16 protein-coding genes and 6 pseudogenes are annotated in these 19,495 nt (G+C 51.8%); 6 read left to right on the top strand and 16 right to left on the bottom strand.

Annotation, left to right across the window (positions count from 1 at the left end):
- Positions 1-100 precede the first annotated feature (100 nt).
- Both umuC and umuD read right to left on the bottom strand, forming a co-directional pair.
- Positions 101-1,366: a translesion error-prone DNA polymerase V subunit UmuC gene (umuC, locus tag HV345_RS24630; RefSeq protein ID WP_009652912.1), complete on the bottom strand. Its 1,266-nt coding sequence runs from the start codon at positions 1,364-1,366 to the stop codon at positions 101-103.
- The gene (gene umuD / locus HV345_RS24625; RefSeq protein ID WP_008786793.1) at positions 1,366-1,782 is read right to left on the bottom strand and encodes a translesion error-prone DNA polymerase V autoproteolytic subunit; all 417 of its coding nucleotides are present in this window, start codon (positions 1,780-1,782) and stop codon (positions 1,366-1,368) included. The genes umuC and umuD overlap by 1 nt, the downstream gene beginning before the upstream one ends.
- A gap of 253 nt (positions 1,783-2,035) precedes the next feature.
- Here umuD and HV345_RS24620 point away from each other — a divergent pair, with 253 nt between their 5' ends.
- The gene (locus HV345_RS24620; RefSeq protein WP_007372141.1) at positions 2,036-2,539 is read left to right on the top strand and encodes a hypothetical protein; all 504 of its coding nucleotides are present in this window, start codon (positions 2,036-2,038) and stop codon (positions 2,537-2,539) included.
- A gap of 356 nt (positions 2,540-2,895) precedes the next feature.
- On the opposite strand, the gene HV345_RS24615 is transcribed toward HV345_RS24620, so the two are convergent.
- The 3 genes and pseudogenes from HV345_RS24615 to HV345_RS24605 all read right to left on the bottom strand — a co-directional run bounded on the left by HV345_RS24615 (position 2,896) and on the right by HV345_RS24605 (position 7,537).
- The gene (locus HV345_RS24615) at positions 2,896-3,918 is read right to left on the bottom strand and encodes an IS110 family transposase (protein WP_181636717.1); all 1,023 of its coding nucleotides are present in this window, start codon (positions 3,916-3,918) and stop codon (positions 2,896-2,898) included.
- A gap of 84 nt (positions 3,919-4,002) precedes the next feature.
- Positions 4,003-6,794, bottom strand: a pseudogene (locus HV345_RS24610) (Tn3 family transposase); the annotation flags it as partial.
- 38 nt (positions 6,795-6,832) lie between these two features.
- Positions 6,833-7,537, bottom strand: coding sequence for an IS6-like element IS26 family transposase (locus HV345_RS24605; RefSeq protein WP_001067855.1), 705 nt, complete (start codon positions 7,535-7,537; stop codon positions 6,833-6,835).
- A gap of 58 nt (positions 7,538-7,595) precedes the next feature.
- Between HV345_RS24605 and HV345_RS24600 the strand changes: the two genes are divergently transcribed.
- From HV345_RS24600 to HV345_RS24580, 5 genes and pseudogenes are all read left to right on the top strand, one after another.
- Positions 7,596-8,507 carry an IS5 family transposase gene (locus HV345_RS24600; RefSeq protein ID WP_181636716.1) on the top strand — a complete coding sequence of 304 codons (912 nt, stop codon included), beginning with the start codon at positions 7,596-7,598 and terminating at the stop codon, positions 8,505-8,507.
- A gap of 146 nt (positions 8,508-8,653) precedes the next feature.
- Positions 8,654-8,848: pseudogene (locus tag HV345_RS24595) on the top strand (IS3 family transposase); the annotation flags it as partial.
- A 16-nt stretch (positions 8,849-8,864) separates the two neighbouring features.
- Positions 8,865-10,028: a 1,3-propanediol dehydrogenase gene (gene dhaT, locus HV345_RS24590; protein WP_023336801.1), complete on the top strand. Its 1,164-nt coding sequence runs from the start codon at positions 8,865-8,867 to the stop codon at positions 10,026-10,028.
- 20 nt (positions 10,029-10,048) lie between these two features.
- Positions 10,049-10,402, top strand: a complete 354-nt coding sequence (locus HV345_RS24585; protein ID WP_086801900.1) for a glycerol dehydratase reactivase beta/small subunit family protein — start codon at positions 10,049-10,051, stop codon at positions 10,400-10,402.
- A 75-nt stretch (positions 10,403-10,477) separates the two neighbouring features.
- Positions 10,478-11,182 (top strand): IS6-like element IS26 family transposase, encoded by a 705-nt coding sequence (locus HV345_RS24580; RefSeq protein ID WP_001067855.1) that lies wholly within the window; start codon positions 10,478-10,480, stop codon positions 11,180-11,182.
- Between the two features lie 81 nt (positions 11,183-11,263).
- Here HV345_RS24580 and HV345_RS24575 read toward each other — a convergent pair.
- The 11 genes and pseudogenes from HV345_RS24575 to pcoR form a co-directional block, all read right to left on the bottom strand.
- Positions 11,264-11,461, bottom strand: a pseudogene (locus HV345_RS24575) (ArsB/NhaD family transporter); the annotation flags it as partial.
- 47 nt (positions 11,462-11,508) lie between these two features.
- On the bottom strand, positions 11,509-13,260 hold the full coding sequence (gene arsA / locus HV345_RS24570) for an arsenite efflux transporter ATPase subunit ArsA (protein WP_057066686.1): 1,752 nt from the start codon (positions 13,258-13,260) through the stop codon (positions 11,509-11,511).
- 17 nt (positions 13,261-13,277) lie between these two features.
- Positions 13,278-13,640 carry an arsenite efflux transporter metallochaperone ArsD gene (arsD, locus tag HV345_RS24565; RefSeq protein WP_008786785.1) on the bottom strand — a complete coding sequence of 121 codons (363 nt, stop codon included), beginning with the start codon at positions 13,638-13,640 and terminating at the stop codon, positions 13,278-13,280.
- Positions 13,641-13,687: 47 nt separating this feature from the next.
- A pseudogene (locus HV345_RS24560) lies at positions 13,688-13,807 on the bottom strand (transcriptional regulator); the annotation flags it as partial.
- Between the two features lie 20 nt (positions 13,808-13,827).
- Positions 13,828-15,364, bottom strand: a pseudogene (locus HV345_RS24555) (IS66-like element ISKpn24 family transposase).
- A 48-nt stretch (positions 15,365-15,412) separates the two neighbouring features.
- Positions 15,413-15,760, bottom strand: a complete 348-nt coding sequence (tnpB, locus tag HV345_RS24550) for an IS66 family insertion sequence element accessory protein TnpB (protein WP_021563201.1) — start codon at positions 15,758-15,760, stop codon at positions 15,413-15,415.
- 121 nt (positions 15,761-15,881) lie between these two features.
- Positions 15,882-16,160 (bottom strand): transposase, encoded by a 279-nt coding sequence (locus HV345_RS24545; RefSeq protein WP_142674217.1) that lies wholly within the window; start codon positions 16,158-16,160, stop codon positions 15,882-15,884.
- 79 nt (positions 16,161-16,239) lie between these two features.
- Positions 16,240-16,500: pseudogene (locus HV345_RS24540) on the bottom strand (metalloregulator ArsR/SmtB family transcription factor); the annotation flags it as partial.
- 254 nt (positions 16,501-16,754) lie between these two features.
- Positions 16,755-17,189, bottom strand: a complete 435-nt coding sequence (locus HV345_RS24535) for a hypothetical protein (RefSeq protein ID WP_008786783.1) — start codon at positions 17,187-17,189, stop codon at positions 16,755-16,757.
- Positions 17,190-17,395: 206 nt separating this feature from the next.
- The gene (gene pcoS, locus HV345_RS24530; protein ID WP_008786782.1) at positions 17,396-18,796 is read right to left on the bottom strand and encodes a copper resistance membrane spanning protein PcoS; all 1,401 of its coding nucleotides are present in this window, start codon (positions 18,794-18,796) and stop codon (positions 17,396-17,398) included.
- Positions 18,793-19,473 carry a copper response regulator transcription factor PcoR gene (gene pcoR, locus HV345_RS24525; RefSeq protein ID WP_008786781.1) on the bottom strand — a complete coding sequence of 227 codons (681 nt, stop codon included), beginning with the start codon at positions 19,471-19,473 and terminating at the stop codon, positions 18,793-18,795. The genes pcoS and pcoR overlap by 4 nt, the downstream gene beginning before the upstream one ends.
- Positions 19,474-19,495: the final 22 nt, after the last annotated feature.

Below are 19,495 nucleotides of genomic sequence, written 5' to 3'. Positions count from 1 at the left end.
GTATGTACATACATACTCATAACAAGCGAAACCGAGTATATCAAGTTCGTTTTGTTTACAGACGAATTTTATCGATGACGAATGAAGTTTTCACTGCTGATTAGCCAATCCTGACGCGAGGGATTTCATTAATGTTAGTGAGATAGGATGGTGACAATAACTCCCGCCGCATCGTCCAGTCTTTGTCGATGCCCTGGCCCGCAAACCATAATTTCCCCCGACCTGACCGGTTAATTCTATCCATCACGCCCATCAACGCTTCACCATTGGCAAAGAGTCGGTTCTCACCAAACAAATCGAGCTGGCTGGTGGCGCTATCATAAAAGTCAGATAGCATCACTCCGGCTTTATGGTATCGGTATCCCTCCTGCCAGATATGCCGGAGCCCTGCGACCGCAGCCGCAATGATTTCCCGGGTATCGGCGGTGGGGTTTTCCAGCTTGACTGTCTGCTGGCCACTGTAAGGGGCCGTTTTCGAATAGTAACTTGTGCCAATAAAAACCGTTATGCAGCGACAGTATTGCTTCTCTTCGCGCAGCTTCTCGCCTGCACGTTCGGCATACTCACACACCGCCTGGTGCATTGCTTCGTAGTGCTCTATTTTCTGGCCGAATGAACGCGAGCTGATGATCTGCTGCTTAACCTTCCTCACCTCTTCCAGGGCTATGCAGGACTCGCCATTCAATTCGCGCTGCGTTCGCTCCAGTACGACTCCAAATGTGTTACGGATAAGCGATGTTGGCGCATTGGCCAGATCGAGAGCAGTCCTGATGCCCATGCTGTTCAGTCTGGTGGCATATCTCCGGCCCACCCCCCAGACATCGCTTACGTCAATATATGGCAATAATTTACGTTGTCTTTCTGGACTGCTGAGATCAACCACTCCGCCTGTTTTAGTCCATGTTTTTGCAGCTTTATTTGCTAGTTTTGCCAAAGTTTTAGTTGTCGATATGCCCACCCCCACGGGTATATGGGTGCTCTTTAATACGGTTTTCTTTATTTCTCTTCCATAGTCATCAAAATTATAATTTTTCTGCATTCCTTCAAACGAAAGGAAAACTTCATCAATACTGTAGACCTCAGTATTACTGGAGAATTTAAATAATGTCTCACACACCCTACGGGAGATCTCCGCGTACAAGGCATAGTTAGAACTGAAAACATGTACACCGTTAGCTTCAAAGAATGCTTTCTTCTGGAAGTACACGTCACCATTCTGGATACCTAATTTTTTAGCTTCCGCTGAACGTGCCACGACCATGCCATCATTGTTCGAAAGGCATACAATTGGCTTGTTCACCAGATCGGGCCGAAAGACTCTCTCGCAGGAGGCGTAAAATGAGTTGCAATCCACCAGGCAGAACATCACAAGGCCTTGTACACGATGAAGGTCACCACGCCAAAAATGGCCAGTTCTTCGCCTTCTTTCAGATAGATCGGTGACATCCGGCTATTCATTGGCAGTAGCGCGGGAGCCGGGCTTAGCTGCAACCGCTTAATGGTGAAATCACCATCAACGGTCGCAATCACAATATCCCCCTCTTTCGCCTCAAGTGAGCTATCCACGATGACCAGATCGCCTTCGTGAATACGTGCCTCTACCATCGATGAACCTGTTACTCGTAAGAAGTAGGTTGCAGATGGATGTTTGATGAGGTGAGTATTTAGATCAATAAATTCATCAACATAATCGGAAGCGACTGAAGGGAAACCTGCGCTGACAGGCTCAACGAACAACGGGAATTGGCCTGGTGATTGTTGTGTCACTGGGATAAGTTTCATAATGCTCTGCTCTTCGTGGTGCTGTATATCCATACAGTATTATAGACAGGAGCCAGGAATTTTCGCACCTCCTTTTCCGAAAGTTATTTTCCGCTATCACTCTTCAGGTTTTTCTTATCACTTGTCCAGAAGTGGGTAACTGCACATAACAAATTGCAACCATATGATTCCTCAGTTCATTTTCAGAATTTACTCGTGCTTACTTCGTATACAATTCGGAATTTATCCGTACATTTTATAAGGAGTAATAACGATGAAGCAGTTTACAAATGAAGCAACTCAACAAATGCTGGCCGACTTTGACAAATCCCCTTTCTCTGACGCTGATCTGGCCGCAATGGATGTGGATGCTCGACAAATTATTGAGCAGAACGCTGAAAGGGATCGCCAACACCCGGTAACAGCAATCTGGCGTGTTGCGGTCGAGGGAAGCCTGACTGCGCGAGGTGGTGTCGTAACCGCTGTTGATAGCGCCAGGGTTATGGATCTAGGCAACGGTCAAATGGTCAAAATCGCAGTGGAGGGTGATGCAGTCACTTATACCGATGGTTCATCTGCACGGATTGTTTCAAGCGCTGGCCAGAAAGCTACACACTTCGAGAAAGGGCTCGCGCTGGTGGGCAGCGTACTGGATAACGGGGATGAAATTGTCTCGACCCCGCAGGACAGATTAGTGCTGTTATCGCGCAAAGGTATGGCTGAAGCCCCCGACTTTCTGGCAATACCCGGAGGCGTGACTCATGGGGTATCGAACTAACAATTATGGCCGGGGCCAGGCGCTCCACGGAGATAAAACCACCACAGGCGCGACCGTCCTTACTTGGGGTCAGTTTGGATATCGAAAATTATTGTACTATAAGGACTTCCCCGGCATGTCAAAGCCGGTATTTATGGTTTCTGTCTGCTCTTCAGTAAAAATAAAGGGGAGAGACTGCGGTACTATAAACGGCCATGATGAATCGTCATCGATTCGGGCCCTGATGAAAGACGCGCGTGAGGTTCTTGTTCGTTAAGCGGATACGTATATCCTGTACAATAGCCAGATAGGCCTCACGGGGTCTAACCCTTTATCATCAACGAATTGCAGGTCAGATGGTTATACAGCTTCGAGCTTTAGTTGACTGAGTACAGCCGGAAATCATCACCGTAATGTAGTGATGCCCAACACAGCCGCGCATTTTTGGCGGCGATGGCCACAACAGCCCGCCAGTACCCTCTGCGCTCAACCAACATACAAACCCAACGGCTGAATGAGTCAGTCCTTTTCCCGGCGCCAATAAGCACTGAACGAGCCCCCTGAACCAGAAGCGTTCGCAGATACGAATCACCGGCTTTTGTGATCCTGCCGAGTTTCGACTTTCCCCCGCTGCTGTATTGTGATGGCGTCAGCCCCAGCCGAGCTGCCAGTTGACGTCCATTTTTAAAATCATGTGCATTACCGATACTGGCGACCAGTGCACAGGCCGTTGTGGGACCAACGCCCTTTAGCTCCATCAGCCGCTGACTGCGATGATCTGTTTTGGCTATGTGGGACAAAATTCGGTCATATTCAGTGATGTTAGCTTCAATGCGATCAACGTGTTCCATCAAATCATCAACACATTGCTGAACCTGAAGCGGTAAAGAGCTCTTCTGCACAGAAACCATGTGGCGCAGGGCATCAGCACTTTGTGGCGCGATGACACCGAATTCAGATATCAATCCTCGCAGACGATTATACGTTGCTGTTTTCTCTTCGATAAAACCCTGACGGGTACGATGTAAACACTGCATGGCCTGCTGGCTTTCGTCTTTCACTGGTACGAACCGCATATGCGGACGACGAACAGCTTCACAGATAGCCTGAGCATCAGCTGCATCATTTTTTCCTGATTTTCCGGCCATACGATAAGGCGATACAAACTTAGCAGCCATCAGACGTGGCTCATGACCATACTGCCGAAACAATCTTGCCCAGTAGTGAGCCCCGGAGCATGCTTCCATCCCGATAACACAGGGAGGCAAACTTGCAATTAACTCAGGAAGTGCAGCACGCGATACTTTAGGCTTAACCAGAACAGTTCTACCATTTTGATCAACACCGTGAACAGCAAACACATTTTTAGCAAGATCGATACCGACAGTCGTGATAGTCATAACGAATTCCTCCGGGACGATGTGTACCCCATAATTGCACAAGAGTTAATCAGGCGCATAATCAGGGGAAGTCCCTTCCATTCGTTAAGGTTGTTTTTTGACCTTTCTACTTTAGCTGGCCTCAGCCGACGAAACTTACCGGAAGCGGGTATCCGGTTGCTTTTCCAGATATAATCTCCTGTCAGATTGATGTGCTCCCAGCCTAAGGGCGACAAATGCGACAGCAGTTGCTCGTTGATCTTCACCCCTTTACGCTTCAGCGCATCGACCGCTCTTTCCATATAGACGGTATTCCACAGGGATATGGCAGCTGTCAGGAGCGTTAGTCCACTGGCGCGATAGCTCTGATTTTCCGGTTTTCGGTCCCTGATTTCACCCAGCCGGTGCAGGAATACCGCACGCGCCAGCGCGTTACGGGCTTCTCCTTTATTCAGTCCCGCCTGTACACGCCGACGCAGTGCCGGATCGCGGAACCAGTCGAGCATAAACAGCGTTCGTTCAATACGGCCAATTTCTCTCAATGCTTTGGCAAGTCCGTTTTGCTTGGGGTAGCTGGCAAGCTTTTTCAGCATCAGGGATGCCGTCACGGTTCCCTGCTTTATCGAGGTTGCCAGACGCAGCACTTCACGCCAGTGAATTTCGATCTCTTTCAGATTCAGGCTGGTCGTTGATATCAGTGACTGAAGCGCCGGGTATTGGTCTGCTTTCCCTTTGATAAACAGTTTCTTGTCGTGGAGATCCCTGATTCGTGGACAGAACGCAAATCCCAGCAGATGCATCAGGGCAAAGACATGATCGGTGAAACCCGCAGTATCGGTGTAATGCTCCCTGATTTCCAGGTCGCTTTCGTGGTACAGCAAGCCATCGAGAACATGGGTTGAATCCCTGACCCGGCTGATTATGCAGGTGTAAAACGGGCTGTATTGATCCGATATATGGGTATAAAACTGACGTCCAGGCTCCTGCCCATATTTCGGGTTAACCTGCCCTGCGTAGCGGCCTGAGCTGCCTGTTCTGAAATTTTGTCCGTCTGATGATGACGCTGTCCCGTCTCCCCAGAATGCCGCCAGAGACCTTTTTCCCTGCGCATTTACCAGCTCTGCAAGAGCGGCTGAATAAGTTTCATCACGGATGTACCATGCCTGAATATCTTCGAGTGATGATTTGGTGCTTCCGGGACAGGCTTCCGCCATTTTGGTCAGACCAAGGTTGATGCCATCCGCAAGAATGGTGGTGAGGAGCAGTCGGGTATCGGGACGGGTAATGTCATTTTTTATATGCGAAAAATGTCGGGTAAACGTCGTCCAGCTGTTTACCTCATCGAGAATTTCCGTGATTTTAGGTCGCGGTAGCATGCTGTAAACCAGCTCTGCCAGCGGTGAAACCTGCGCCGGAACGCAGTTATCCAGCGGAGAGACTTTTACGCCCCTGTCAGATATTTCCACATCAGGCAGTTCACCAAGGGCAGCCATGGCATTGACCTCTTCAAGTCTGGACTGAAGCAGGGTCATACGGCTGGTAATGTACTCATGATAATCAGCAGATACGGGCAGTGGCAGGGCCGGCGTGAGTTTGTCAAAGTCCTTTTCGGGGATGAGGTAATCATCAAAATTTTTGTAGCGGCGCGAGCCTTTAACCCAGATATCCCCGGAGCGCAACGCCCCCTTAAGCTCGCTGAGCGCACAAAATTCATAGTACTGCCGGTCAATACCCGCAGGTGTAATCACCACCTTGCGCCAGCTTTCAGGGACAAACTCAAGCGGCGCTGCCGCCGGAACTTTACGTAACTGCTTCCGGTACATCTCCTTGATCACAACCAGTGCATCAGCCAGAGGTTGCGCGGCCGGGGTTGCGACTAACTGTAAAGCGGACAACATGCGCGGGGCATATTTCCGTAATGTGCTGTATTTCTCGGTAATAATATGCAGCGGGTCAAAATTATTTTTTCTGGCGAGATGGCGTGTTTCCTCCAGACTGGCGACAAATTCATGCCATGGGAGTATGTTTTCTATTGCGAGCCATGGATCTCCACCGGAATCACGGGCATCAGACAGCGCCTGACCGACATCGATATACTGCCTCAGTTTTGACTGGATCAGCTTTCCGGTCTGCTGAAGGCGCTCAGCCTGTGTTCTTTTGGCTTTGCTGAAAAGGCTGTTCAGCATTCGCTCATGCAGCTCAATTACTTCGTCTGTCAGTGTGGCTCTGGCTTCTTCCAGCACGCACACCAGGATCGCATGACGCCGGGCTGCTGAAAATCGGGTCAAATCCCGGCTACTCATCTTTCGGCCTTCCCGCGCAAGTTTCAGCAACCTGTTCTGGTGAATGGTACGATCTATACCTTCAGGTAATGCCAGCGATTCAATGCTACTGAGCCGATCAAGATGTTGCAGCACGTTCTTACCATTGATTTTACCCGGCGGTTGCAGAAGCCATGTCAGCCTGGAAGGCTGATTATCTGATGACTCCAGTAAACGATCCAGGGCATCCCTGTGGGCCGGAGTTAACGGGGCATTCAGGGTCTGAAATACGATTTTATCGCCGCCAGCCATGGCCTCCGCACAGGTACGCTCCACGACGTCAATCGCGGGGATGATCACGTTGTTCTGCCGGAGCCAGACCAGTAACTCTTCGGCCAGGAGAATACCTTTATCGGTGCGCGTCGCCATCGAAAGCAGGTGTGTAATACAGTCTTGCTGTATTTTGCCGGTGAACGCCTTTACGCCAAGATAGCGGTACAGTTCGGTTAAATGCTCACGCCGGGTCGTATCCCTGCCGGAAAGGTAAGCGGGCCAGAGATCCCCGGTAAGCTTTAGCCTGCTGGCGATATGCTTCAGCAGCGCATCAGAGGGTGGGATTTTTGGCACTGTTGCAAAGTTAGCGATGAGGCAGCCTTTTGTCTTATTCAAAGGCCTTACATTTCAAAAACTCTGCTTACCAGGCGCATTTCGCCCAGGGGATCACCATAATAAAATGCTGAGGCCTGGCCTTTGCGTAGTGCACGCATCACCTCAATACCTTTGATGGTGGCGTAAGCCGTCTTCATGGATTTAAATCCCAGCGTGGCGCCGATTATCCGTTTCAGTTTGCCATGATCGCATTCAATCACGTTGTTCCGGTACTTAATCTGTCGGTGTTCAACGTCAGACGGGCACCGGCCTTCGCGTTTGAGCAGAGCAAGCGCGCGACCATAGGCGGGCGCTTTATCCGTGTTGATGAATCGCGGGATCTGCCACTTCTTCACGTTGTTGAGGATTTTACCCAGAAACCGGTATGCAGCTTTGCTGTTACGACGGGAGGAGAGATAAAAATCGACAGTGCGGCCCCGGCTGTCGACGGCCCGGTACAGATACGCCCAGCGGCCATTGACCTTCACGTAGGTTTCATCCATGTGCCACGGGCAAAGATCGGAAGGGTTACGCCAGTACCAGCGCAGCCGTTTTTCCATTTCAGGCGCATAACGCTGAACCCAGCGGTAAATCGTGGAGTGATCGACATTCACTCCGCGTTCAGCCAGCATCTCCTGCAGCTCACGGTAACTGATGCCGTATTTGCAGTACCAGCGTACGGCCCACAGAATGATGTCACGCTGAAAATGCCGGCCTTTGAATGGGTTCATGTGCAGCTCCATCAGCAAAAGGGGATGATAAGTTTATCACCACCGACTATTTGCAACAGTGCCCGATGACAGCGGTCATATTCTGCCATGGCAGAATATGACCGCTGTCATCGAGCCGTTTTATCCCAAGGCGGGCAATGGCCGACGGCCCTATCCGCTGGAGACCATGCTGCGTATTCACTGCATGCAGCATTGGTACAACCTGAGCGACGGTGCCATGGAAGATGCCCTGTACGAAATCGCCTCCATGCGCCTGTTTGCCCGATTATCCCTGGATAGCGCCCTGCCGGATCGCACCACCATCATGAATTTCCGCCACCTGCTCGAGCAGCATCAACTGGCCCGTCAATTGTTCAAGACCATCAATCGCTGGCTGGCCGAAGCAGGCGTCATGATGACCCAAGGCACTTTGGTGGATGCCATCATCATTGAGGCACCCAGCTCTACCAAGAACAAAGAGCAGCAACGCGATCCGGAGATGCATCAGACCAAGAAAGGCAATCAGTGGCACTTTGGCATGAAGGCCCACATTGGTGTCGATGCCAAGAGTGGCCTGACCCACAGCCTGGTCACCACCGCGGCCAACGAGCATGACCTCAATCAGCTGGGTAATCTGCTTCATGGAGAGGAGCAATTTGTCTCAGCCGATGCCGGCTACCAAGGAGCGCCACAGCGCGAGGAGCTGGCCGAGGTGGATGTGGACTGGCTGATCGCCGGGCGTCCCGGCAGGGTAAAAACCTTGAAGCAGCATCCGCGCAAGAACAAAACGGCCATCAACATCGAATACATGAAAGCCAGCATCCGTGCCAGGGTGGAGCACCCGTTTCGCATCATCAAGCGGCAGTTCGGCTTCGTGAAAGCCAGATACAAGGGGCTGCTGAAAAACGATAACCAACTGGCGATGTTATTCACCCTGGCCAACCTGTTTCGGGTGGACCAAATGATACGTCAGTGGGAGAGATCTCAGTAAAAACCGGAAATAACGCCAGAAATGGTGGAAAAAATAGCCTAAATAGGCTGATTCGATGTGTTTGCGGGAAAAAAATCGGCCCAGATCCGCGAAATTTTAATCAGCGAGTCAGCTTGGGAAGAAATGACCTGCTTATTCGCACCTTCCTTAGAGAACAATTTATTGAATTCAATGAATTGTTGCTTTTTGAGGACCTGAATTTGTTTAATCAAAGAATGGCTGAATATCTGGTGCTGTATAACAGCAAAAGGCCACATAAATCACTCGAACTGATGACGCCAGTGGACTATATTTTACGTGAGAGTAAAAATTGCAATATGTGGTGGACCCATACAACCTGAAGCGAGAAGGTATATTATGAGCTATCGTATGTTTGATTATCTGGTGCCAAACGTTAACTTTTTTGGCCCCAACGCCATTTCCGTAGTCGGCGAACGCTGCCAGCTGCTGGGGGGGAAAAAAGCCCTGCTGGTCACCGACAAAGGCCTGCGGGCAATTAAAGATGGCGCGGTGGACAAAACCCTGCATTATCTGCGGGAGGCCGGGATCGAGGTGGCGATCTTTGACGGCGTCGAGCCGAACCCGAAAGACACCAACGTGCGCGACGGCCTCGCCGTGTTTCGCCGCGAACAGTGCGACATCATCGTCACCGTGGGCGGCGGCAGCCCGCACGATTGCGGCAAAGGCATCGGCATCGCCGCCACCCATGAGGGCGATCTGTACCAGTATGCCGGAATCGAGACCCTGACCAACCCGCTGCCGCCTATCGTCGCGGTCAATACCACCGCCGGCACCGCCAGCGAGGTCACCCGCCACTGCGTCCTGACCAACACCGAAACCAAAGTGAAGTTTGTGATCGTCAGCTGGCGCAACCTGCCGTCGGTCTCTATCAACGATCCGCTGCTGATGATCGGTAAACCGGCCGCCCTGACCGCGGCGACCGGGATGGATGCCCTGACCCACGCCGTAGAGGCCTATATCTCCAAAGACGCTAACCCGGTGACGGACGCCGCCGCCATGCAGGCGATCCGCCTCATCGCCCGCAACCTGCGCCAGGCCGTGGCCCTCGGCAGCAATCTGCAGGCGCGGGAAAACATGGCCTATGCCTCTCTGCTGGCCGGGATGGCTTTCAATAACGCCAACCTCGGCTACGTGCACGCCATGGCGCACCAGCTGGGCGGCCTGTACGACATGCCGCACGGCGTGGCCAACGCTGTCCTGCTGCCGCATGTGGCCCGCTACAACCTGATCGCCAACCCGGAGAAATTCGCCGAGATTGCTGAACTGATGGGCGAAAATATCACCGGACTGTCCACTCTCGACGCGGCGGAAAAAGCCATCGCCGCTATCACGCGTCTGTCGATGGATATCGGTATTCCGCAGCATCTGCGCGATCTGGGAGTAAAAGAGGCCGACTTCCCCTACATGGCTGAGATGGCTCTGAAAGACGGCAATGCGTTCTCGAACCCGCGTAAAGGCAACGAGCAGGAGATTGCCGCGATTTTCCGCCAGGCATTCTGAGTGTTAACGAGGGGACCGTCATGTCGCTTTCACCGCCAGGCGTACGCCTGTTTTACGATCCGCGCGGGCACCATGCCGGCGCCATCAATGAGCTGTGCTGGGGGCTGGAGGAGCAGGGGGTCCCCTGCCAGACCATAACCTATGACGGAGGCGGTGACGCCGCTGCGCTGGGCTCCCTGGCGGCCAGAAGCTCGCCCCTGCGGGTGGGTATCGGGCTCAGCGCGTCCGGCGAGATAGCCCTCACTCATGCCCAGCTGCCGGCGGACGCGCCGCTGGCTACCGGACACGTCACCGATAGCGACGATCATCTGCGTACGCTCGGCGCCAACGCCGGGCAGCTGGTTAAAGTCCTGCCGTTAAGTGAGAGAAACTGAATGTATCGTATCGGCACTGTTGCAAATAGTCGGTGGTGATAAACTTATCATCCCCTTTTGCTGATGGAGCTGCACATGAACCCATTCAAAGGCCGGCATTTTCAGCGTGACATCATTCTGTGGGCCGTACGCTGGTACTGCAAATACGGCATCAGTTACCGTGAGCTGCAGGAGATGCTGGCTGAACGCGGAGTGAATGTCGATCACTCCACGATTTACCGCTGGGTTCAGCGTTATGCGCCTGAAATGGAAAAACGGCTGCGCTGGTACTGGCGTAACCCTTCCGATCTTTGCCCGTGGCACATGGATGAAACCTACGTGAAGGTCAATGGCCGCTGGGCGTATCTGTACCGGGCCGTCGACAGCCGGGGCCGCACTGTCGATTTTTATCTCTCCTCCCGTCGTAACAGCAAAGCTGCATACCGGTTTCTGGGTAAAATCCTCAACAACGTGAAGAAGTGGCAGATCCCGCGATTCATCAACACGGATAAAGCGCCCGCCTATGGTCGCGCGCTTGCTCTGCTCAAACGCGAAGGCCGGTGCCCGTCTGACGTTGAACACCGACAGATTAAGTACCGGAACAACGTGATTGAATGCGATCATGGCAAACTGAAACGGATAATCGGCGCCACGCTGGGATTTAAATCCATGAAGACGGCTTACGCCACCATCAAAGGTATTGAGGTGATGCGTGCACTACGCAAAGGCCAGGCCTCAGCATTTTATTATGGTGATCCCCTGGGCGAAATGCGCCTGGTAAGCAGAGTTTTTGAAATGTAAGGCCTTTGAATAAGACAAAAGGCTGCCTCATCGCTAACTTTGCAACAGTGCCGGTAAGATCAACCATTTAATCCGCTTACCCATAATAATCACGGCAATAAAGGTCGCCGTCGCATTCCAGATGATATTCCACACTACAGGGATATCACCAAAATGGACTACATCAGATATCAGCGCCAGTACCGCGCCCAGCGTCGCACTCCAGCCGATCCCTAATCCCTTCGGTTGCCAGATAACCAAAACGATGGTCAGGACAAAAATAGCGCCTGCCAGTAACATAAATCCTCCAGACAGGACGGCTTTGCCGCCCTGTATATACAAAAAAATTAAACGGCCAGCTCTCTGAGTTTCTCGATGCCAGTGGGCTCTGCAGCCATTACCGGTACTAACGCTATGCAGCTTGCATGCTGGTTTTTCACAACCTCGATTTGAGGAAGCTCTTGTCGGGCGCGCTGGCAAAGCAGCGGCGATTGCGTCTGTGCAATCGAAAGGCTGTTATTGATAATCCAGCCCCAGGGATGAATCCCCGCACGTTCAAGATCGGACTGCAGGTTTGCCGCTTCCAGTACAGGTGTGGTTTCAGGCAGAGTGACCAGCAAGACTTTGGTACGTTCCGGGTCCTGAAGCTGCATCATCGGAGTGGTAAAATGACCTTTATCCTCCATCTTCCTGGCAATCTCACGGTGATAAGCCCCGGTCGCATCAAGCAGTAATAGCGTATGCCCGGTCGGTGCCGTATCCATGACCACAAACCGTTTGCCTGCTTCACGGATGACGCGTGAGAACGCCTGGAACACCGCAATCTCTTCTGTGCAAGGAGAACGTAAATCCTCTTCGAGCAGCCGCTTCCCGGCCTCATCCAGATCCCTGCCTTTCGTCTCAAGAACATGCTGACGATAGCGTTCAGTTTCATCGTGAGGGTTGATTCGGCCGACCTGCAGATTTTTAAGGCTGCCATTGAGCGTTGTACTGAGATGTGCAGCAGGATCTGAGGTGGTGAGATGCACATCAAAACCCTTATCCGCCAGACTGACGGCGATAGCCGCAGCCATTGTGGTTTTACCCACACCACCTTTGCCCATCAGCATAATCAAACCGTGTTCACTGCGGGCGATATCATCAACCAGGACAGACAACGACATATTCTCTGGCTTGTTCTGTGTGCTTTGTTCAGGAAGCGATGTTATCTCAGCGTGTTCGTTGAGCAGGCCTTTCAATGCGGACACACCAACCATGTTCAGCGGCTGAAGGTATAAGTTGTCTGTCGGCAAATCAGATAATCTGGCAGGAAGATTTGCCAGCGCCTCTTGCTCCCGTTGCCATATTGCAGCGGCCAGTGCATCACGTTCTGTTTCGCTCGCAGGCAGGACACCGTTAATGACTAAATACTGATTTTTAAGGCCAATAGCTGATAATTCGCCATGAGTACGAGCGACTTCCTGCAGTGTTGATTTTTGCAATCGCGCGACCAGCACAAGGCGAGTTCGTTCAGGATCGGATAATGCCTCAACCGCATGAGCATATTGCTCACGCTGCTTTTCCAGCCCCGCCATCGGCCCAAGACAGGAAGCACCATCTGGGTTACTTTCGATGAAGCTGCTCCAGGCTCCGGGAAGCTGAAGAAGGCGAATAGTGTGGCCCGTTGGGGCAGTATCAAAAATGATGTGATCGAAGCGGGTCAGCAGAGAAGCGTCGGTCAGTAAGCCAGTAAACTCGTCGAACGCAGCAATCTCTGTCGTACAAGCTCCTGAAAGCTGTTCACTGATGCTGTTAACAACGTCATCAGGCAAAAGACCTTTAATAGGGTCAACGATTCTGGCGCGGTATTGCTGGGCGGCATCCTGCGGGTCAATCTCCAGAGCCGAAAGACCAGACACAGCAGTCACGGGCTGGATAGTTTTCCCGATAGTCTGATCGAATACCTGACCAACGTTAGAAGCCGGATCGGTACTGACAAGCAGGACGCGCTTGCCCTGTTCTGCCAGGCGTATAGCTGTAGCGCAGGAAATTGAGGTTTTACCTACTCCTCCTTTGCCAGTGAAAAACAGGTAAGGCGGGATATTCTGTAAAAAATGCATATGTTCTCCTGACATACTCAACAACAGGAAGTGTTACCACCACAGCAGCTTGTCGGAGCCACGCCCACTTTCTCCAGCGGAATACCTAACCAGCGAGCCAGTTCAGCACGTTTGGGATAACGCCCTGCCATCACCGTTTCGCCATCCAGCAACAGCAGCGGAAGCCCTTCGGCTCCAGAAGCTTCAAGGAATGCTTTCGCTTTAGCGTTCTCAACGAAGCTCATCGGCTGTTGCGCCAGGTTGTAACGTTCGATCTGAACCCCACGCCCTTTCAGCCATTGCACATCAGCAGAAAAATCGACCAGAACCTGATCAACATCTGAACCACAAACGCCGGTACTGCAGCACATCGCCGGATCAAACACGGTTAACGTTTTCATCTTTGATACCTCACATTCGTAAAATCATATATGTTCAGGCAAATTTTTTAGATACAAACAGCCTTACCGCTTCCAGAGCAGTTGGCTGATGCCAGCTTACGGGCGATGGTCTGCACGTCGTCCTGTTGGCTTAACCAGGCCTGCTCAATCGTAAGCGTGCAGCGAGAACCGTATTGACGGGGATGTGTTATTCAGTTGGCAGTGCTACGCGCCAGGGGAGTAGTTCGCTGACCCGGTTTATCGGCCAGTCAGCTATAACATCAAGCACATGGCGAAGGTAGCTTTCTGGCTCCACTCCGTTCAGTTTGCATGTCCCGATCAGGCTGTACAGCAGCGCTCCCCGCTCTCCTCCATGATCCGAACCGAAGAACAGGTAGTTTTTGCGGCCCAGGCTGACCATCCGTAGCGCATTCTCAGCTATGTTGTTATCTGCCTCGGCCCAGCCGTCGTCAGTATAGTAAGCCAGCGCCGGCCACTGGTTCAGTACGTACGTGAACGCTTTCGCCAGTTCTGAGTGTCGCGACAGCGTTTTCACCTTTTCACGCAGCCAGCTTTCCGGATTTCAGCCGCGGTTTAGCTTTTTGCTGACGTTCTGCAAGGCGTCGCTTCGCCGGCATCCCCCTTATTTCCGCCTCGATGGCATATAACTCACCGATCCGTTTCAGGGCTTCCTCCGTCAGCGCTGACGGGGTGCGAACGTGCACATCGTGGATCTTGCGGCGGGCATGAGCCCAGCAGGCAGCTTCCGTTATCTGTCCATTGCGGTACAGTTCGTTGAACCCGGCGTACGCATCCGCCTGCAGAACACCGCTGAAGCCAGCGAGATGGCTCTGCGGGTGGATACCTTTTCTGTCCGGGCTGTAAGCGAACCACACTGCCGGCGCCAGCTCTGACCCGGCGTTACGGTCGTCACGAACGTACGTCCACAACCGCCCGGTCTTCGTTTTCTTATTACCTGGCAACAGCACCGGGACAGGCGTGTCATCAGCATGGAGCTTACCGTCAGTCAGCACATAGTCCTGAAGCGCCCCTTCCAGCGGTGACAGTAGTCGGCAACACGCATCCACCCAGCCCGACAGCAGTGAGCGGCTCAGCTCCACACCCCGGCGGCCGTATATTTCAGACTGGCGGTACAGCGGGGTGTGCTCTGCATACTTTGAACTCAGCACGCGGGCCAGCAGCCCCGGTCCTGCGATACCCCGCTCGATGGGCCGTGAAGGCGCGGGGGCCTGCACGATGGCATCGCACTGAGTACAGGCATGCTTTTCACGTACTGTCCGGATAACCCGGAAGGCGCTGCGCATCAGCTCCAGCTGTTCGGCGGCATCTTCACCCGGGTAACTCAGCGCACCACCACATTCCGGGCAGCATGACGCTGCCGGCAGCAGCCGTTTTTCGTCACGGGGAAGTGATTCAGGGAACGGTTTGCGGGTACGGGTCTGCCGCAGCGGGCGCTGCACGGCCGGGTCATCCACCCGGCCGGTAAGGGTATCGCTTTCTTTCTGCAACTGCTTAAGGTCGGCTTCCATCTTCGCGATACGGCGGGAGACTTTTTCGGAGCGGCTGCCGAAGTTCATCCGGCGCAGCTTATCCAGTTGCGCCTGCAGGTGATCTATTTCGCGTTCACGCTCGTTCAGCTTTTCCAGAAGGGCACGGTTCAGCGCCTCCTGTTCGGCAAGGAGACGTTTCAGTTCATCGATATCGTCAGGAAGTAAGCTGTTCATACCGGGTATATTACCAGGCTCATTCAGCGTCGACCAGGATAAAGAGGCCTACAACATAGTCAGTGACGTAAGCAGTCTTTTAGGCTGCCGCCAGTCGATACCTTCAAGGAGCATCGCCAGCTGTGCCGGTGTGAGGAACACTTTGCCATCCCGGGCTGACGGCCAGGCGAAGCGGCCGCGCTCCAGCCGTTTGGTCAGCAGACACAGTCCATCGCCGGTAGACCAGAGGAGCTTTACCTGACTGCCATTACGCCCACGGAAGATAAAAACGTGACCTGACATCGGATCGTCTTTCAGCATCGTCTGCACCTTTGCCGCCAGGCCGTTGAAGCCGTTTCTCATATCGGTGATGCCAGCGACCAGCCAGATCTTTGTCCCTGATGGTAATGGGATCAACGTTTGAGCTCCCGTATCAGCAGGTTCAGGATATTTTCGCTGATGGCACCATTCAGACGGAGTGATCCGTGCCGGAACGTCACTTCACAGCTGATATTGAGTGATTCAGGTGCCGCAGCAGCTACAGGTTGTGACCGGGGGAGGTTGCAGGGACAACATCTTCGGCATCAAGTGTTATCGGGAGCAGCTCAGGCACGTTGTTTTCTGTTGTTGAAGGAGGACGTAGTTTTCCTTCGCGCCAGTACTGGCGCCACTTGAACAGCAAATTATCGTTGATCCCATGCTCACGAGCGAGTTGCGCTACGGAGATCTCTGGTCGATGCGAGAGTTCAACCATTTTGATTTTGAACTCAACGGGATAATTAGGGCTTTTTTTACGCACTGCGGTTAATGATTTCATGGATAGCGTCCACCATATTTGGTGTCCATTATCCTCTCAGGAATTTCAGGATCTGCCAGACGGTGCTGAGACGACGCTTACGCTCAATCACCTGAGCGGCCCAGGAAGGAATATGTGGGGATAAGCGGTAGTGAACCCACTTGCCCTGTTTGCGATCCAGCAACAGTCCACATTCCCGAAGCATCGCCAGATGGCGGGAGATCTTGGGTTGTGACTGTTCCAGTGCCGTGCAGAGATCGCACACGCATAGCTCTCCCATCTCTCTGAGCAGCAGTACGATACCCAGACGGGTCTCATCAGATAGGATTTTGAAAAGTTGTAGGGATGAAATTTGTGTCATTATACTCTCCTGCTTTGAATGGCGAGTTTCGCGCTTCTGAGGCTAAAAGTCAAAAAACACATATGTTTTTTCGTATCTATATGGGAGGGCTATTTCATGTAAGGATAGAAAACATGCTCTGTGGAGTGGGGGACAAATAGTCGTTGTTGGCTTCACGGCTACATTGTAGTGAAGCATAAAAAAAACGCTCCCGGGCAGGAGCGTAAGCCAGTGAATTTGGCGTCAAATGAGGGTCTTACAAGTGGAGCTGCGGGTTAATTCTGGGTGATCTGACTGCGATGCTTTTCAGCCTGCTGCTGGTGAACAACGGAAGACTGACCATTATTCGCCTTCTCATGCACTACTGCGGCCTTCTCATGCTCGCTCATTTCAGAAAATGACTTTGCTGTTTCGTTGGTAGCCCCTGGTTTAGCATTCATCATTTTTTTATGCATTTCAGCCATGTCCTGGTGAGCGGCAGAATTACTGTTTTGCATCATTTCATGGGACATTGCTGCCTTATCGTGGTCATTCATATCCATCATTTTCATGCTCTCTCCCTCAACTGTGCTTTTAACAGTTGAAGACTGCATCTGATGGGCCGGTGCCTGGGCATTATTTACCTGGTCATGCATGTTCATTGTCTCTGAAGCCATGGCAGATGAAGCGACAGCCATCATGGCAATAAAGGATACAAGAATCTTTTTCATGGTTGGGTCTCCGGTGTTTTCATACCCGAACAATCAATGCTAAAGCATTTGATTACAGGGCTGGTTAATCATCACTCCAGGAACCGGGCGATTGGGTTATCACGCTGGTCCTGATTTATGACTGATTATAAAAAACCGCCTCTGTTTATCGCGTGACTGAATGATGACAATTTTGTCACCTTTCAGGTTTCTCCTGAATAACGGGATTAATCCATTAACAGGCGCACTTTGAACACAATTTCCCGCCCCTGCTGTTCTGCTGACAGCTCGCCGCCGTGAGCATGAATGATCGACCTTGTAATTGATAATCCCAGCCCCGCGCCTTCCGTGTTGTGGACCCTTGATGAGTCTGCGCGATAGAACCGGTCAAACAAACGTTCAAGATTAGCGGGAACCGGGCCAGACATCGTATTGGTAATCATCACGTTCACACAGTCACTGTCACGCTCAAGGCGTATCGCTGTACAGGTGTTATCGGGAGAATACTTGATAGCATTGGAGAGCAGGTTACTGAAAGCACGTCGCAGCATATCGCTGTCTCCGGCAACAACGCCCTCTCCTTCAACCGTGATTGTCTTTCCTGTTTCGTCTGCCAGGGGCTCGAATAACTCACGTAATTCATTCAGTTCGGCGGCCAGATCCACATCATGTTTCTCCAGCTGCAGCAGACCATGCTCTGAACGTGCCAGAAAAAGCATGTCACTGGTCATTCGTGACAACCTTTTCAGTTCTTCCAGGTTAGCGAATAAAATTTCGCGGTAATGCGAAACCTCCCTTTCCTTAGCCAGTGCAAACTGCGTCTGCATCATCAGATTACTGACCGGTGTGCGCAATTCATGCGCGATGTCAGACGAGAAATCTGACAGTTTCCGGAATGACCCCTCCAGGCGATCGAACATGTTATTGAACTCCTGCATGGTCTCAGAGATTTCCGGCGGAGCCAGATCGGGATTAAGACGCTGATCCAGGCTATGCACCGTCATGGAGGAAGCCAGGCTGGTCATTTCCCGTAACGGTTTCAGACCAATACGTGTGGTCAGCCAGCCCAGAAAAATTGAAATAAAGACCAGACCTATATTGAACCAGAACAGCCAGGTGCTGAGTTTGTCCATAAACAGGGTGTGATACCCTGTATCCGTGGCAACCGTAATGATGAAATGTTTGCTTTTACCCTGTTCCGGAGTCACTGCAACCCGACGTGAGATGCTGCGGTAAACAGTATTATTTTCTTCAGTCTGGATCATATAGTCGAGAATATCACCTGACTTATTTAACAGGATCTCAGGGACCGCAGAATTTTTAGCATACAGCTCCACGATTTTTTCATTTTCCATGTTTTTTATAGATATGAATAATCCACTGTGCCCTATCATCGCATCATTTATTTTTTCTGATAATGATTTAATATCAGTTTTATTTTGGAACGTTTCTGCTTTCAGAAACTCTTCAGTAAGCTGAAGTTTACCTGTCAGAAAATCCCGATCCTGATTATCGAAATAGCCATTAAGGGTGCTAATCAGTAAAAAACTTGATAACCACCATACAGTCAGCATAACTGCAGAAAAAATCAGACTCAGGCGCGTGGTCAGGGAAATTTTGAATCTCACTCTTCTCTGATCTCCAGAATATATCCGGCACCGCGCACGGTATGGATCAGTTTTGGCTCATAGTCATCGTCAATTTTGCTTCTGAGCCGTCTCACGGCAACATCTATCACATTCGTATCACTGTCAAAATTTATATTCCAGACCAGTGACGAGATAAGACTTCTGGGTAACACTTCTCCGGTGCGTTGCAGCAGCAGTTCAAGCAGAACGTATTCTTTGCCGGTGAGATGGATCTTTTTACCTGAGCGTGTCACTGTCCGCCGCACCATATCGACGGTCATGTCAGCTATGGTGCAAACCGTGGCAGTCTGTGAACGGGCCCGGCGCAATAAGGTTCTTACCCGTGCAACCAGCTCTGTAAAATCGAAGGGCTTGATAAGATAGTCATCTGCGCCAAGCTCCAGCCCTTTCACTTTGTCCCGTACGTTGTCCTTTGCGGTTAAAAACAGGACCGGTTCTTCGTGCCCGGACTCCCTCAGTGCGCTGATGATTTGCCACCCGTCGAGGAAAGGCAGCATCACGTCCAGTATTATCAAATCATACTGTCCTTTCGACGCGGCCCCGAGACCATCGCGGCCATTATCAAAGAGATCGGCCTGATAGCCCTCCTCAACCAGTCCCTGCTGCAGGTAACTACCTGTTTTATGTTCGTCTTCAACGATTAAAATACGCTGCATGGTTAACTCGATGATATGATGG

The organism is Citrobacter sp. RHBSTW-00986, from assembly GCF_013783065.1.
Classification (GTDB): Bacteria; Pseudomonadota; Gammaproteobacteria; order Enterobacterales; family Enterobacteriaceae; genus Citrobacter; species Citrobacter braakii.
Note: the sequence above shows the minus strand (reverse complement) of the source record. Positions and strands in the feature narration are given on the sequence as shown.

What these genes read in the sequence shown, in the direction of transcription:
- umuC (WP_009652912.1), bottom strand. Translation starts at nt 1,366, where the DNA reads ATGTTCTGCCTGGTGGATTGCAACTCATTTTACGCCTCCTGCGAGAGA.
- umuD (WP_008786793.1), bottom strand. Translation starts at nt 1,782, where the DNA reads ATGAAACTTATCCCAGTGACACAACAATCACCAGGCCAATTCCCGTTG.
- HV345_RS24620 (WP_007372141.1), top strand. Translation starts at nt 2,036, where the DNA reads ATGAAGCAGTTTACAAATGAAGCAACTCAACAAATGCTGGCCGACTTT.
- HV345_RS24615 (WP_181636717.1), bottom strand. Translation starts at nt 3,918, where the DNA reads ATGACTATCACGACTGTCGGTATCGATCTTGCTAAAAATGTGTTTGCT.
- HV345_RS24605 (WP_001067855.1), bottom strand. Translation starts at nt 7,537, where the DNA reads ATGAACCCATTCAAAGGCCGGCATTTTCAGCGTGACATCATTCTGTGG.
- dhaT (WP_023336801.1), top strand. Translation starts at nt 8,865, where the DNA reads ATGAGCTATCGTATGTTTGATTATCTGGTGCCAAACGTTAACTTTTTT.
- HV345_RS24585 (WP_086801900.1), top strand. Translation starts at nt 10,049, where the DNA reads ATGTCGCTTTCACCGCCAGGCGTACGCCTGTTTTACGATCCGCGCGGG.
- HV345_RS24580 (WP_001067855.1), top strand. Translation starts at nt 10,478, where the DNA reads ATGAACCCATTCAAAGGCCGGCATTTTCAGCGTGACATCATTCTGTGG.
- arsA (WP_057066686.1), bottom strand. Translation starts at nt 13,260, where the DNA reads ATGCATTTTTTACAGAATATCCCGCCTTACCTGTTTTTCACTGGCAAA.
- arsD (WP_008786785.1), bottom strand. Translation starts at nt 13,640, where the DNA reads ATGAAAACGTTAACCGTGTTTGATCCGGCGATGTGCTGCAGTACCGGC.
- HV345_RS24545 (WP_142674217.1), bottom strand. Translation starts at nt 16,160, where the DNA reads ATGAAATCATTAACCGCAGTGCGTAAAAAAAGCCCTAATTATCCCGTT.
- HV345_RS24535 (WP_008786783.1), bottom strand. Translation starts at nt 17,189, where the DNA reads ATGAAAAAGATTCTTGTATCCTTTATTGCCATGATGGCTGTCGCTTCA.
- pcoR (WP_008786781.1), bottom strand. Translation starts at nt 19,473, where the DNA reads ATGCAGCGTATTTTAATCGTTGAAGACGAACATAAAACAGGTAGTTAC.